The sequence below is a fragment of the Pantoea sp. EABMAA-21 genome, from assembly GCF_030053335.1.
Taxonomy (GTDB): domain Bacteria; phylum Pseudomonadota; class Gammaproteobacteria; order Enterobacterales; family Enterobacteriaceae; genus Pantoea; species Pantoea communis.
In genome coordinates this window covers 185195-199046 of record NZ_JASGBX010000008.1, presented here as the reverse complement: position 1 = coordinate 199046, position 13852 = coordinate 185195, and the positions used below count along the sequence as shown (strand labels likewise).

Below are 13852 nucleotides of genomic sequence, written 5' to 3'. Positions count from 1 at the left end.
AACTAAAATGGCATTGAGCCTGATTTTTTTAAATCCCCTGGAGGGAACATGACACTGATGCGTACATCCGTAGCCCGAATCCTCGCCGCCACCTTCGCAGTAAGCGCGGTATCTGCTTTTGCAGCCACCGACCTGACTGGCGCTGGCGGTACATTCCCGGCACCGGTTTATGCCAAGTGGGCAGCAGAGTATCAGCAAGCCACCGGTAGCAAAATCAACTATCAGGGTATTGGTTCTTCAGGCGGCGTTAAGCAAATCATCGCTAAAACCGTCGATTTCGGTGCGTCTGATGCGCCGTTAAGTGATGCCGATTTGGAAAAAAATGGTCTGTTCCAGTTCCCTACCGTTATCGGTGGCGTGGTACTGGCCGTTAACATCCCAGGCGTGAAATCAGGTGAACTGACGCTGGACGGCAAAACCGTTGGCGATATCTACCTGGGTAACATCAAAAAGTGGAACGACCCGGCGATCACTAAACTGAACCCAGGCGTGAAACTGCCAGACACCAACATCAACGTGGTTCGCCGCGCAGATGGTTCAGGTACCTCTTTCGTGTTCACCAGCTACCTGTCTAAAGTCAACGCAGACTGGAACAGCAAAATTGGTAAAGGCAACACCGTTAACTGGCCAACCGGTCTGGGCGGTAAAGGTAACGACGGCGTTGCAGCCTTCGTACAGCGTCTGCCTGGTTCAATCGGCTACGTTGAGTATGCTTACGCTAAGCAGAACAACCTGACCTACACCAAACTAATGGATGCAGATGGCAAGCCAGTTGCGCCAAGCGAAACCAGCTTCTCAAACTCTGCTAAAGGCGCAGACTGGAGCAAATCTTTCGCTCAGGACCTGACCTTCCAGAAAGGTGCAGATGCATGGCCAATCTCTTCTACCACCTTCATCCTGATCTACAAAGAGCAGGCTGATGCGGCTAAAGGTGCTGAAGTGATGAAGTTCTTCGACTGGGCTTACAAAGGCGGCAGCAAAACTGCAACCGCACTGGATTACGCTGCGCTGCCAGAAAGCGTTGCTAACCAGATTCGTACTGCCTGGAAAGCGAACATCAAAGACAGCTCAGGCAAAGCGATTTACAAGTAAGCGAATGACCCGGTCAGTCTCCCCTGACTGACCAACCCGATGGGCGGCATGGTATGCCGCCCTGAACTTCCTCTGAGAACCGAGAAACTTATGGCTGCCACTAAGCCGACGTTCAAAGCCCCAGGTAAACAAGGTGACATGATTTTCGGCGCGCTGGTGAAACTTTCCGCGCTTATCGTGTTGTTGTTGATGGGTGGCATTATCGTCTCCCTGATTTTCTCCTCCTGGCCAAGCATCCAAAAATTTGGTTTTTCCTTCTTATGGACCAAAACCTGGGATGCGCCAAACGAACAATTTGGTGCGCTGGTACCGATCTACGGCACCCTCGTCACCTCCATCATTGCCTTAATCATCGCTGTGCCGGTGAGCTTTGGCATTGCGCTATTCCTGACGGAACTGGCACCTAACTGGTTGCGTCGCCCGCTGGGTACCGCAATTGAGTTGCTGGCCGCGATCCCGAGTATCGTTTACGGCATGTGGGGCCTGTTTATCTTCGCCCCGCTGTTCGCTGAGTACTTCCAGACACCGGTCGGCAACGTTATGTCGAACATTCCGATTGTCGGCACCCTGTTCTCAGGCCCGGCTTTTGGTATCGGTATTCTGGCCGCTGGCGTGATCCTCGCCATCATGATCATTCCGTACATTGCATCGGTCATGCGTGATGTGTTTGAGCAGACGCCAGTGATGATGAAAGAGTCCGCCTACGGTATTGGTTGCACCACGTGGGAAGTGATCTGGCGCATCGTGCTGCCGTTCACCAAAAACGGTGTAATCGGTGGTGTGATGCTAGGCCTGGGTCGTGCACTGGGTGAAACCATGGCGGTGACCTTCATCATCGGTAACACCTACCAGCTCGACAGCGCCTCGCTGTTTATGCCGGGCAACAGTATCACCTCCGCGCTGGCGAACGAATTCGCTGAAGCTGAATCCGGTGTGCATGTGGCGGCATTGATGGAACTGGGTCTGATTCTGTTCGTGATTACCTTTATCGTACTGGCCATCTCCAAACTGATGATCCTGCGCCTGGCGAAGAGTGAAGGAGCCCGTTCATGACCGCTATCGAAATGCATGCTCGTGCTGAGCTGGAAGCCTCGCGCCGTAAAATGCAGGCACGACGCAGCGCTAAAAATAAAGTGGCACTGACGCTGTCGATGCTGACCATGGCCTTTGGCCTGTTCTGGCTGGTGTGGATTCTGTTCACTACCGTCACCAAAGGCATTGATGGTCTGAGCTGGTCACTGTTCACTGAATCAACCCCGCCACCGAACACCGCAGGCGGTGGTTTAGCCAACGCCCTGGCGGGCAGTGGGTTACTCATTCTGTGGTCAACGGTGTTCGGTACACCGCTGGGCATCATGGCCGGTATTTATCTTGCCGAATATGGCCGTAAGCACTGGCTGGCGGAAGTGATTCGCTTCATCAACGACATCCTGTTGTCAGCACCGTCGATTGTGGTGGGCCTGTTCGTCTATACCATCGTGGTGGCACAGATGCAGCACTTCTCTGGCTGGGCGGGTGTGGTGGCGCTGGCGCTGTTGCAGATTCCTATCGTGATTCGTACCTCAGAAAACATGCTGCGTCTGGTACCAGACAGCATGCGTGAAGCGGCTTATGCACTGGGTACGCCGAAGTGGAAGATGATTTCGGCCATTACGCTGAAAGCTTCAGTCTCCGGCATTATTACCGGTGTCCTGCTGGCCGTGGCACGTATCGCGGGCGAAACCGCACCGCTGCTGTTTACTGCGCTGTCGAACCAGTTCTGGAGTACCGACATGATGCAGCCGATCGCGAACCTGCCGGTGACGATTTTCAAATTCGCCATGAGCCCATTTGCCGAGTGGCAAAGCCTGGCATGGGCGGGTGTGTTGATCATTACCCTGTGCGTGCTGCTGCTGAACATTGTCGCGCGAGTGGTTTTCGCCAAGGGCAAACATTAATTTCCCGGCGCGGCTTCGGCGGCGCTGCACATGAGAGATGAGCAATGAGTATGGCAACAACTTCTGCCGGTAAAATTCAGGTTCGCAATCTGAACTTCTATTACGGAAAGTTTCACGCTCTGAAGAACATTAACCTGGATATCGCGAAGAACCAGGTCACCGCCTTCATCGGACCATCAGGTTGTGGTAAATCCACCCTGCTGCGCACCTTCAACAAAATGTACTCGCTCTACCCTGAGCAGCGTGCTGAAGGTGACATTCTGCTGGATGGCGACAATATTCTGGCTTCCCATCAGGATATCGCCCTGCTGCGCGCACGCGTTGGCATGGTGTTCCAGAAGCCAACGCCGTTCCCGATGTCGATTTATGACAACATCGCGTTTGGCGTGCGTCTGTTTGAAAAGCTGTCACGTGCCGATATGGACGAGCGTGTGCAGTGGGCGCTGACCAAAGCCGCGCTGTGGAATGAAACCAAAGACAAGCTGCATCAGAGCGGTTACAGTCTCTCCGGCGGTCAGCAGCAGCGTCTGTGCATCGCACGCGGTATCGCGATTCGCCCGGAAGTGCTGTTGCTGGATGAGCCATGCTCAGCCCTCGACCCGATCTCTACCGGTCGTATTGAAGAGCTGATCACCGAGCTGAAGCAGGATTACACCGTGGTGATCGTGACGCACAACATGCAGCAGGCCGCGCGTTGTTCTGACCATACCGCTTTCATGTATCTGGGCGAGCTGATCGAATTCAGCGACACCGATACACTGTTTACCAAGCCCGCGCAGAAGCAGACCGAAGATTACATCACCGGTCGTTACGGCTGATTCAGGAGACGCACATGGACAATTTGAATCTGAACAAACACATCTCCGGTCAGTTCAACGCGGAGCTGGAACACATTCGCACCCAGGTGATGATCATGGGTGGCATGGTTGAGCAGCAGCTTACCGATGCCATTACCGCGATGCACAACCAGGATGGCGAGCTGGCACGTCGCGTGATCGACGGTGATCAGAAGGTCAACATGATGGAAGTGGAGATTGATGAAGCCTGCGTGCGCATCATCGCCAAACGTCAACCTACCGCCAGCGACTTGCGTCTGGTGATGGCAATCATCAAGACCATCTCTGAGCTGGAACGTATCGGTGACGTCGCTGAGAAAATCAGCCGCACGGCGCTGGAGAAGTTCAGCCAGCAGCACCTGCCTCTGCTGGTGAGTCTGGAGTCTCTGGGTCGCCACACCGTGCAGATGCTGCATGACGTGCTGGATGCCTTCGCGCGTATGGATCTGAATGAAGCCATTAAGATCTATCGTGAAGATAAGAAGGTCGACAAAGAGTACGAAGGCATTGTGCGTCAGCTGATGACCTACATGATGGAAGATCCCCGCACCATCCCAAGTGTACTGACGGCGCTGTTCTGTGCCCGCGCCATCGAGCGTATCGGTGACCGTTGCCAGAACATCTGCGAAATTATCTTCTATTTCGTTAAAGGTCAGGATTTCCGTCACGTTGGCGGCGACAAGCTGGATGAACTGCTGTCAGGTGACGACGGCAGCAATAAACCCTCTTAATTGCCGTTTCGGCTGCCTGTTGCCACTGTGGCAAACAGGCAGCCATCTTCATTTCTGATTGGTCTCCGCGATTCCCTCTCTTTATACTTGGCGCACTTTTTTCTGCCAGGTGCTGTTAAATGTCTTCCCCAATAACGAAAAAAAACGCCGTGACGCCGGCAAAAGCGATGGTTGCTGCCATTAGTGGCTATGCGATGGACGGCTTCGATCTGTTAATTCTGGGCTTTATGTTACCGGCGATCAGCGTCTCGCTGGCGCTCGATCCCTCTCAGGCCGGTTCGCTGGTCACCTGGACGCTGATCGGCGCGGTGATCGGTGGCATTGTGTTTGGTCATCTCAGCGATCGCTATGGTCGTATCCGTATTCTTACCGTGACGATCCTGATGTTCTCCATCTTCACCGGGCTGTGCGCGGTGGCGCAGGGCTACTGGGATCTGTTGGCCTATCGCACGCTGGCGGGCGTGGGCTTAGGCGGTGAGTTTGGTATTGGCATGGCGCTGATTGCGGAAGCCTGGCCGAAGGAGAAGCGTAATCGCGCCTCGGCATGGGTCGGCATCGGCTGGCAGCTCGGTGTGCTGCTGGCGGCGTTTATTACTCCGCCGCTACTGAGTGTGATCGGCTGGCGCGGCATGTTCCTGGTGGGCCTGTTGCCTGCACTGGTGTCGTTTGTGATTCGCCGTAGCATGGGCGAGCCGGAAGGCTTCACGCGTCACGTTGAGAAGACGCCGCAGCTGTCATTCGCCGCGCGCATCAAATTGCTGTTCGCCGACCGCGCCACCAGTAAAGCCAGCCTCGGGATTTTCATCCTCTGCTCAGTGCAGAACTTCGGTTATTACGGTCTGATGATCTGGATGCCAAGTTACCTCTCATCCAGCTTTGGTTTTAGCCTGACCAAATCCGGCTTGTGGACGGCGGTGACCGTGGTCGGTATGACCTTTGGTATCTGGCTGTTTGGCGTATTGGCCGATCGCTTCGCGCGCTGGAAGATTTTCCTGCTGTACCAGTTTGGCGCGGTGGTGATGGTGGTGGTGTATGCGCAGCTGCGCGATCCTACTGTGATGTTGTTCACTGGTGCGATCATGGGGATGTTTGTGAATGGCATGATTGGCGGCTACGGTGCGCTGATCTCGGACACCTTCCCACCGCAGGCGCGCGCCACTGCGCAGAACGTGTTGTTCAACCTTGGACGCGGTGTCGGCGGTTTTGGTCCGCTGGTGATTGGCCTGCTGGCGGCGCAAATCTCGTTTACCGCGGCGATCACGCTGCTGGCGCTGATTTACCTGCTGGATATTGTTGCCACCCTGTTCCTGCTGCCGAAGAAGCAGAGCAACGAGGATTCACTGGGCGCGATTGGCTAAGGCGTTTAGGTTACCTGGTGCGCATAAATGCGCACCCTATTAGATCTGCGAACAGATCAAAATCGCACATCGGCCTCTGTAGAGGCAGCACCAGGTTCCACCGGGCACAGAGGTAACAGATCAGACCGACCACAGAGGTAACACTTTTGGGGTCAGTCGATTTGCATCCTGCATTGCCCGGACATCGTGCGCCGGTTTCTGCAGGGGCGACATTCATGACGCCCTGGGTTTACACCAAATCCCAACCCCGTGCGCGCCACAGTGCGGGCAGTTGCGTCATATCATCAAAGCGCGTCACCAGCGGATGATCCAACTCCGGATTGTGCGCATCAGCGCAGTAGTAAAATACCGGAATGCCCGCCGCGATCCCCGCACGCGCACCGGCTTCTGAATCATCCACCAGAATGCACTTCTCAATCGGCACCTGCATTTGCTCCGCCGCGTGATACATCAACTCGGGATCGGGCTTCCAGTGGTTAATGTCATAACCGCTGTACAGCCGACCTTCGAGGTATGGCAGCATGCCGGTTAAACCCAGCGAGTGCTGCATCTTCTTCACTGTCCCGTTCGAGACCACGCACATCGGCACTTTCACGCTTTCCACCAGCGCTTTGGCACCGGCAATCGGCTTTAGGTCGAGGTCAAACAGGCGGGCGACATCAGCACGATACGCCGTTTCGAACTCGTCTAACGGCACCTCTTTCTGATGCTGCGCCAGTACATCCCGCACGATGTCATAGAGCTTTACCCCTTTGTACTGCTCAAACATCTGCTGCAAAGAGAGCTCAATACCGTATTGGGCAAAGGTGTTGACGTAGGATTGCGTACAGATCACTTCACTGTCGACCAGCGTACCGTCGCAATCGAAAAACACACATTCAACTGACATCGCACATCATCCTTTTATTAAACAGCCAGCTGACACTCTAGCGCACTGAGCGTAGAAAGCGACCCCAGCAACCGTTTGCGAATAATCAGTGTTTTGCTGCGCTAAAATCTATAGGATACGCGGCGATAAATTTTTTTCCGGGACAGTTGAATGAACAATCAGGGCTTGTTGCAGCGCATCTTTAAGCTGCAGGAACACGGCACAACCGCGCGCACCGAAGTGATCGCCGGTTTCACGACTTTCCTGACGATGGTGTATATCGTCTTTGTAAACCCGCAAATTCTGGGCGCCGCAGGCATGGATACTCAGGCGGTGTTTGTCACCACCTGTTTGATAGCGGCCTTTGGTAGCATCCTGATGGGGCTGGTGGCGAACTTGCCGGTCGCGCTGGCACCGGCGATGGGGCTGAACGCCTTCTTCGCGTTTGTGGTGGTCGGCGCGATGGGTTATTCATGGCAGGTTGGTATGGGCGCGATCTTCTGGGGCGCACTGGGTCTGCTGATCCTCACGCTGTTGCGTGTGCGCTACTGGATGATTGCTAATATCCCGATGAGTCTGCGCGTCGGCATCACCGCCGGTATCGGCCTGTTTATCGCCATGATGGGCCTGAAAAACGCCGGTATCATCGTGCCGAATGCCGACACCATTGTGACGGTCGGGAACCTGACCTCGCATAGCGTACTGCTGGGGGCGCTGGGCTTCTTCATTATCGCGATTCTGGCCTCACGCAATATCCACGCGGCGGTGCTGGTATCGATTGTGGTCACCACGGCGATTGGCTTAGCCATTGGCGATGTGAAATTCAGCGGTGTGTTTGCCGCGCCGCCGGCAGTGACATCGGTGGTGGGTCAGGTCGATATTAAAGGGGCGTTCAACATCGGCATGGCGGGAGTGATCTTCTCCTTTATGCTGGTCAACCTGTTCGACTCTTCCGGCACGCTGATCGGTGTCACCGATAAGGCCGGATTGACCGATGAAAAGGGCACTTTCCCGCGTATGAAGCAGGCGCTGTATGTTGATAGCATCAGCTCGGTGACCGGTTCGCTCATCGGCACCTCTTCAGTGACGGCGTATATCGAAAGCTCTTCCGGCGTGGCGATTGGTGGCCGTACCGGCTTGATGGCGGTCATCACCGGGATTCTGTTCCTGCTGGTGATGTTCCTGTCACCCCTGGCCGCGATGGTGCCTTCTTATGCGGCAGCAGGTGCGCTGATCTATGTGGGAGTCTTGATGACGGCGTCACTGTCACGCGTGCGCTGGGACGATCTCACCGAAGCGGTCCCGGCGTTTGTCACGGCGGCGATGATGCCATTCAGCTTCTCGATCACCGAAGGTATCGCGCTGGGCTTCATCTCGTACTGTGTGATGAAGCTTGGCACAGGACGCTGGCGTGAAATCAGCCCGTGCGTGGTGATTGTTGCCCTGCTGTTTGTGCTAAAAATCGCGTTTATCGACGCGCACTAAAAACAACAGGCCGCGATTGCGGCCTGTTTTGTTAGAGATGTCCGATTTCCTGGGGGGTGGGAGTGAGGCTGGTCAGACGCAGCGAGCGCGGGCCAATATTCGGTTTGCTCATTTCAACGTCGCGCAATGGCTGCCATTGCTGTTGTGCATCAATCTCCCACAGGCATAAGCGCTCAGTGCCCGGAGAGAGCGCGCACGACCACACCAGCATCGGCTCGGCATCACAGACCGCCTGAATATCCGGAAATACGCTGGAGCGCAGACGGCCGGCAGCAGGGTGCAACTGCAGCGAACCGGCACCGTTCTCACTTTCACCGGTTAATTTGAGGATGCTCTGGCGCAGCGTCCAGATTTGCGTCACCGCTTCCATAAAATCCTGCTGCGCGTTGATCCACGCTTTCTCACCCGATGAGAGATCCTGCGTGAGCGTGTCCTGCGTCTGACGGCTGTGGGCGCGGACAATCTCCATATCCAACCCCGCACGTCCGCCTTCTTCCGCCAGCAGCACACCGACCATATTACCGGCGTACGCAATGCTGAAGTCAGGGAGGTTGGGATCGGCAAAGCAAGGGCGTCCGCTGCTGGTGGTGATGAGCGGCGGCAGTTCACGAATGCCATAGACGCGCAGCATCAGCTGAGCCAGCAATTCGCGTGCGGCGAGAAAACGGCTACGGCGCTTGTCAGGGAAGCGCTCGGCGCTGTTAATCACATCCTGTGGAACCCGAAACAGCTCTGAAGAGAGCGGCGAGTTACCCATCCAACGTACAAAATGACTAGCCATCTGTCGCTCCGTGAAAATGGTCAGATAATCATCAGCGCTATTGTAGGAATTTTCTCAGAGGTTTGCATCCGGCATAACATGGAATGACCAAAAATCAGATAAGACCGAAGCGGCGGCTAATCCCATCAGTTGAATTTGCATATAACGCTTTTGCTGATTTTGCGCGGATAGGGTGCCGTAAAGTCTGAGGTAGTGTAGGATTTGGGCAACCAAAAGCACATCTAAGTGCGTGAACAATCCACCTCAAGATAATCGTGCCCATCGCAGCAGCATGCACGTCGGAGTTTTTTTATGTCAGTAACTTCACTTACTCGCCAGGAATCAATCTCACTTGATGAATTTCGTCATGGTATGCGCCGCCTGACCGCAGGCGTTTCTTTAGTGACCACTGAGTTTCAGGGCGAAAAGCTGGGTCTGATTGCGACCTCCGTTAGCTCACTGGCTGCTGAGCCGCCAAGCTTGCTGGTGTGTGTTAACCGTAGTGCATCCAGCCACGACGCATTTGTGAATGCTGGCCATTTCGCTGTGAACGTCTTGCGAGAACAGCATGACGATTTATGCGCGCAGTTCAGTCAGTCTGCACGTCGCGCAGAACGCTTCCAGAGCGGTGAGTGGCAAACGCTGAACACCGGTGCACCGGTGCTGGCTGATGCATTGGTGAGTTTTGACTGCCAGCTGGAGAAAGTGGTGGAGTGGAATACGCACAGCGTGCTGCTGGCGCGCATCGTTGGCATTTCACTGCCAGGTGAAGCGGCGGAGCCGATGGTCTATTTCAACAGCGGTTTTCACTCGCTGGGTTAATGTGAGTGACAGGCGTCGCGCAATGCCCGACGCCTGGAATCAATCAGGCAAATTTGCAGGCTTCATCAAAGCCGAGACGCGGTAAACGCGCATGCAGTTTGCTGGCTTCGCCATAGCCCAGATTAATCAGTAAATTCACCTGCCATTTGCTTTCGCTAAAGAAGGCTTCATTGACTTTTGACGGGTCAAAACCGGACATCGGGCCGGCATCCAGCCCCAGCGAACGCGCCGCCAGAATTAAATATCCTGCCTGCAGGCTGCTATTGCGGAAAGCCGTCTCTTTAGCCAAATCCGGGCTGCTGGTGAACCAGCTACGCGCATCACCGTGCGGGAAGAGTTTGGGCAGCGCTTCATAGAACTCAGGATCCCACGCCACGATCACCGTTGCCGGTGCTGCCATGGTTTTGTCCACGTTGCCGGAGGAGAGCGCAGGTTTCAGCTTCTCTTTGCCTTCCTGCGAAGTGACAAACACGAACCGTCCTGGTGAACAGTTGGCTGAAGTCGGGCCGAGCGCGGTCAGGCTATAGAGTTGCTGCAGCACTTCGTGAGAAATCGGTTTGTCCTGCCAGTAGCTGTGGGTGCGAGCGTCATTGAACAGCGCGTTCAGCGCCACGCTGTCGAGCGGTGTACTCATGTTTCTCTCCTGTTCAGGCAGCAACTTGCGCCTAATGTTTAGCATGAATCGTGGGTGAGGCCGATACGCTTTAGCACGGGCCAGCGATCGTTATACTGCAAAGGAGAGGGGGTGCCAAATAACAAAGACGCATGTTTCCCCCAACCAAACAATGATGGGGGAAACAGGGTAAAGACTACTTACCAATACAGAAGCTGGAGAAAATCCTGCCGAGCAGGTCGTCGGAGGTGAACTCACCGGTGATCTCGCTCAGTGCTTGCTGCGCCAGACGCAGCTCTTCCGCCAGCAGTTCACCGGCCCATGCACCCAGCAGCTGGTCTTTGCCCTGCTGTAAGTGAGTGGCAGCTAACTCCAGCGCCTGCAGATGGCGTCGGCGTGCCAGGAAGCCACCTTCCATATTGCCAGAGAAGCCCATGCTCTGTTTCAGATGGTCGCGCAGTGCATCCACGCCTTCCCCCGTCCGCGCAGAGAGACGAATCAGTGAGTGATCATTCACTTCTGTCAGACCCAGCACTTCCCCGGTCATATCGGCTTTGTTACGCACCACAGTAATCGGCAGTTGTGGCGGTAAACGTGCCACGAAATCGGGCCAGATAGCAGCGGCTTCGGTGGCGTCGGTGGTGGTGCCATCCACCATAAACAGCACGCGATCGGCTTGCTCGATTTCCTGCCAGGCGCGTTCAATTCCAATTCGCTCAACTTCATCACTGGCTTCACGCAGCCCCGCAGTATCGATGATGTGCAGCGGCATGCCGTCGATATGAATATGCTCACGCAGCACGTCACGCGTGGTGCCAGCGATATCGGTGACAATCGCGGCTTCACGACCGGCGAGGGCATTCAGCAAGCTGGATTTACCGGCATTAGGACGACCAGCAATCACCACTTTCATTCCTTCGCGCAGCAGGCTGCCCTGACGCGCTTCGGCGCGCACGTTATCAAGATCGCCGATCACCGCATTAAGCTGACCTTCGATTTTGCCGTCAGACAGAAAATCGATCTCCTCATCCGGGAAGTCGATAGCGGCCTCCACGTAGATGCGCAGGTGAGTGAGTGCTTCCACGAGTGTATTGATGCGCAGGGAAAATGCGCCTTGCAGTGAATTCACGGCGGAACGCGCGGCCTGCTCTGAACTGGCGTCGATCAGGTCGGCGATCGCTTCCGCCTGCGCCAGATCGAGTTTGTCGTTGAGGAACGCACGTTCGGAGAATTCACCCGGCTGAGCGATGCGTACACCCGACAGCGCCACGATGCGTTTCAGCAGCAGATCCAGAATCACCGGGCCGCCGTGACCCTGAAGCTCCAGCACATCTTCGCCGGTGAAAGAGTGGGGGCCTGGAAACCACAGCGCAATCCCTTGATCCAGCACGCTGCCATCCGCATCGCTGAATGGCAAGTAGTCGGCATAACGCGGTTTCGGCAATTTGCCGAGCACGGCTTGCGCGACGTCAGCGGCTTTGGCGCCGGAAATACGCAGAATGCCGACGCCGCCACGGCCGGGAGGTGTCGCCTGGGCAACGATAGTATCGCTGTGGCTCATGATTCTCTCTCTTACCCGTCATACTTCAAGCTGCAGCGGCGTTGGCTGCGCTCGAATTATTCAGGGTACAAATTTTGAAAAAAAACAGGGCGACATAAATGCCGCCCCTTGAGTATACGCTGCTGCTGTTGCAGTCAGACGTTACGCTTTCTTCTTGTCGCGGCTGTGCAGACCACGTTTTTCCAGCCCGCGATAAATCAGCTGCTGCTGGAGGATGGTCACCAGGTTACTGACGATGTAGTACAGCACCAGACCCGCAGGGAACCACAGGAAGAACACGGTAAAGATAACCGGCATGTAGGTCATGATCTTCTGCTGCATCGGATCGGTCACGGTGGTCGGTGACATCTTCTGGATGAAGAACATGGTGATACCCATGATAACCGGCAGAATGTAGTACGGATCCTGCGCGGAAAGGTCATGAATCCACAGAATGAACGGTGCATGACGCAGTTCAATCGAACCTGACAGCATGTAGTACAAGGCCAGGAAGATAGGCATCTGGATAACCAGCGGCAAGCAGCCACCCAGCGGGTTCACTTTCTCTGCTTTGTACAGCGCCATCATTTCCTGGCTCTGCTTCTGCTTGTCATCGCCCAGACGCTCACGCATTGCCTGAATCTTCGGCTGCAGCATGCGCATCTTCGCCATGGAGGTGTACTGCGCTTTGGTCAGCGGGTACATGATGCCACGAACGATGAAGGTGATAACGATAATCGAGAAGCCCCAGTTACCGATAAAGCTGTGCAGGAACTTCAGCAGCTTAAACAGTGGCTGAGAGATGAACCACAACCAACCGTAATCTACAGTCAGATCCAGGTGAGGCGCGATAGCGGCCATCTTGTCCTGGATTTCTGGCCCCAACCACAGGGTCGCGCCCAGGTCTTGCTGTGCGCCTGCTGCCACGGTCACCGGTGAAGATTTATAACCGATTGCCGCAACACCGTTACCGAGGTTGCTGGTGTAAAGGGTGTTGTTACCCTGAGTACGTGGCACCCAGGCGGTAGCGAAGTACTGCTGCAGCATCGCCACCCAACCATTGCTGGTGGTCGCGTTCAGGTTCTCGTTATCCGCGATGGTATCGAATTTGTATTTTTCGTATTTCGCTTCGCTGGTCGAGTACGCTGCGCCACGGAAGGTGTGCAGGGCAAAGTTGTTGCTGCCGGTATCACGATGCTTCGGCAGATCAATGGTCTGCTTCAACTGACCGAACATCGACAATTCCAGCGGCTGCTGCGAGGCGTTATTGATGTTGTAGTCAACGTTAACCGCGAAGTCGCCACGCTTGAACACGAAGGTTTTGGTATAAACCACACCTTTTTCATCGGTCCAGGTCAGTGGTACACGCAGCTCGGTCTGGCCATCGGCCATCTCGAAGTGATCCTGAGTGGTGGTGAACAGCGGACGAGCGCCATTGTTCGGGTTATCCGGGCCATTACGACCGGTTAAGCCACTTTGCGCCTGATAAACGAAGGCGGGGGTGGTTTCCAGCAACTGGAACGGTGCGTCTGAACCCAGTTTGTCCGGGTAAGTCAGCAGCTGTGCCTGCTCAATATCGCCACCGCGAGTATTGATGCTGAGTGACAGGACATCAGTCTTAACGGTGATCGTTTGGCCCTGACCGCTAGCCGGCACGCCGGAAGAGGCGGCATCACCCGCTGCGCTGCTTGTGTTCTGCGTGGTCTGAGTCTGCTGTGGCTGCGGAGCGTGGTCCGTCTGCCAGGCTTGCCAGATCATAAAAGACACGAACAGAAAAGCGATGAGAAAGAGATTGCGTTGCGAATCCATC

General features: G+C 55.3%; 13 protein-coding genes. 8 read left to right on the top strand and 5 right to left on the bottom strand.

Annotated elements, in window-relative coordinates; all coding sequences use genetic code 11:
* Positions 1-48 precede the first annotated feature (48 nt).
* From pstS to QMZ65_RS14040, 6 genes are all read left to right on the top strand, one after another.
* On the top strand, positions 49-1092 hold the full coding sequence (gene pstS, locus QMZ65_RS14065; RefSeq protein WP_097118422.1) for a phosphate ABC transporter substrate-binding protein PstS: 1044 nt from the start codon (positions 49-51) through the stop codon (positions 1090-1092).
* Positions 1093-1182: 90 nt separating this feature from the next.
* Positions 1183-2145, top strand: coding sequence for a phosphate ABC transporter permease PstC (gene pstC, locus QMZ65_RS14060; protein ID WP_038643966.1), 963 nt, complete (start codon positions 1183-1185; stop codon positions 2143-2145).
* Positions 2142-3029 (top strand): phosphate ABC transporter permease PstA, encoded by an 888-nt coding sequence (gene pstA / locus QMZ65_RS14055; RefSeq protein ID WP_034830030.1) that lies wholly within the window; start codon positions 2142-2144, stop codon positions 3027-3029. The genes pstC and pstA overlap by 4 nt, the downstream gene beginning before the upstream one ends.
* 44 nt (positions 3030-3073) lie before the next feature.
* Positions 3074-3847 (top strand): phosphate ABC transporter ATP-binding protein PstB, encoded by a 774-nt coding sequence (gene pstB / locus QMZ65_RS14050; RefSeq protein ID WP_034830029.1) that lies wholly within the window; start codon positions 3074-3076, stop codon positions 3845-3847.
* Positions 3848-3861: 14 nt separating this feature from the next.
* Positions 3862-4596 carry a phosphate signaling complex protein PhoU gene (gene phoU / locus QMZ65_RS14045; protein WP_038643963.1) on the top strand — a complete coding sequence of 245 codons (735 nt, stop codon included), beginning with the start codon at positions 3862-3864 and terminating at the stop codon, positions 4594-4596.
* A 119-nt stretch (positions 4597-4715) separates the two neighbouring features.
* A complete protein-coding gene (locus QMZ65_RS14040; RefSeq protein WP_097118423.1) occupies positions 4716-5954 on the top strand; it encodes an MFS transporter in 1239 nt (412 codons plus the stop codon).
* A 229-nt stretch (positions 5955-6183) separates the two neighbouring features.
* Here QMZ65_RS14040 and yieH read toward each other — a convergent pair whose 3' ends face one another.
* On the bottom strand, positions 6184-6843 hold the full coding sequence (gene yieH / locus QMZ65_RS14035) for a 6-phosphogluconate phosphatase (protein WP_160833305.1): 660 nt from the start codon (positions 6841-6843) through the stop codon (positions 6184-6186).
* Positions 6844-6993: 150 nt separating this feature from the next.
* Here yieH and QMZ65_RS14030 point away from each other — a divergent pair, with 150 nt between their 5' ends.
* Positions 6994-8307 carry an NCS2 family permease gene (locus tag QMZ65_RS14030; RefSeq protein ID WP_034830020.1) on the top strand — a complete coding sequence of 438 codons (1314 nt, stop codon included), beginning with the start codon at positions 6994-6996 and terminating at the stop codon, positions 8305-8307.
* Between the two features lie 31 nt (positions 8308-8338).
* On the opposite strand, the gene QMZ65_RS14025 is transcribed toward QMZ65_RS14030, so the two are convergent.
* On the bottom strand, positions 8339-9088 hold the full coding sequence (locus QMZ65_RS14025) for a 4'-phosphopantetheinyl transferase family protein (protein ID WP_097118425.1): 750 nt from the start codon (positions 9086-9088) through the stop codon (positions 8339-8341).
* A 291-nt stretch (positions 9089-9379) separates the two neighbouring features.
* On the opposite strand from QMZ65_RS14025, the gene QMZ65_RS14020 reads away from it, so the two are divergent.
* Positions 9380-9889, top strand: a complete 510-nt coding sequence (locus QMZ65_RS14020; RefSeq protein WP_034830017.1) for a flavin reductase family protein — start codon at positions 9380-9382, stop codon at positions 9887-9889.
* 43 nt (positions 9890-9932) lie between these two features.
* Here the strand turns inward: QMZ65_RS14020 and QMZ65_RS14015 are convergent, their stop codons facing one another.
* The 3 genes from QMZ65_RS14015 to yidC form a co-directional block, all read right to left on the bottom strand.
* Positions 9933-10523 carry a malonic semialdehyde reductase gene (locus QMZ65_RS14015; RefSeq protein WP_160833306.1) on the bottom strand — a complete coding sequence of 197 codons (591 nt, stop codon included), beginning with the start codon at positions 10521-10523 and terminating at the stop codon, positions 9933-9935.
* A gap of 175 nt (positions 10524-10698) precedes the next feature.
* Positions 10699-12063 (bottom strand): tRNA uridine-5-carboxymethylaminomethyl(34) synthesis GTPase MnmE, encoded by a 1365-nt coding sequence (gene mnmE, locus QMZ65_RS14010; RefSeq protein WP_283216204.1) that lies wholly within the window; start codon positions 12061-12063, stop codon positions 10699-10701.
* A gap of 141 nt (positions 12064-12204) precedes the next feature.
* Positions 12205-13851, bottom strand: a complete 1647-nt coding sequence (yidC, locus tag QMZ65_RS14005; RefSeq protein ID WP_283216203.1) for a membrane protein insertase YidC — start codon at positions 13849-13851, stop codon at positions 12205-12207.
* Between the last annotated feature and the right edge of the window lies 1 nt (position 13852).

Excerpts from the sequence above, each read along its gene's own strand:
- pstS (WP_097118422.1), top strand. The coding sequence starts at position 49 with ATGACACTGATGCGTACATCCGTAGCCCGAATCCTCGCCGCCACCTTC.
- pstC (WP_038643966.1), top strand. The coding sequence starts at position 1,183 with ATGGCTGCCACTAAGCCGACGTTCAAAGCCCCAGGTAAACAAGGTGAC.
- pstA (WP_034830030.1), top strand. The coding sequence starts at position 2,142 with ATGACCGCTATCGAAATGCATGCTCGTGCTGAGCTGGAAGCCTCGCGC.
- pstB (WP_034830029.1), top strand. The coding sequence starts at position 3,074 with ATGAGTATGGCAACAACTTCTGCCGGTAAAATTCAGGTTCGCAATCTG.
- phoU (WP_038643963.1), top strand. The coding sequence starts at position 3,862 with ATGGACAATTTGAATCTGAACAAACACATCTCCGGTCAGTTCAACGCG.
- QMZ65_RS14040 (WP_097118423.1), top strand. The coding sequence starts at position 4,716 with ATGTCTTCCCCAATAACGAAAAAAAACGCCGTGACGCCGGCAAAAGCG.
- yieH (WP_160833305.1), bottom strand. The coding sequence starts at position 6,843 with ATGTCAGTTGAATGTGTGTTTTTCGATTGCGACGGTACGCTGGTCGAC.
- QMZ65_RS14030 (WP_034830020.1), top strand. The coding sequence starts at position 6,994 with ATGAACAATCAGGGCTTGTTGCAGCGCATCTTTAAGCTGCAGGAACAC.
- QMZ65_RS14025 (WP_097118425.1), bottom strand. The coding sequence starts at position 9,088 with ATGGCTAGTCATTTTGTACGTTGGATGGGTAACTCGCCGCTCTCTTCA.
- QMZ65_RS14020 (WP_034830017.1), top strand. The coding sequence starts at position 9,380 with ATGTCAGTAACTTCACTTACTCGCCAGGAATCAATCTCACTTGATGAA.
- QMZ65_RS14015 (WP_160833306.1), bottom strand. The coding sequence starts at position 10,523 with ATGAGTACACCGCTCGACAGCGTGGCGCTGAACGCGCTGTTCAATGAC.
- mnmE (WP_283216204.1), bottom strand. The coding sequence starts at position 12,063 with ATGAGCCACAGCGATACTATCGTTGCCCAGGCGACACCTCCCGGCCGT.
- yidC (WP_283216203.1), bottom strand. The coding sequence starts at position 13,851 with ATGGATTCGCAACGCAATCTCTTTCTCATCGCTTTTCTGTTCGTGTCT.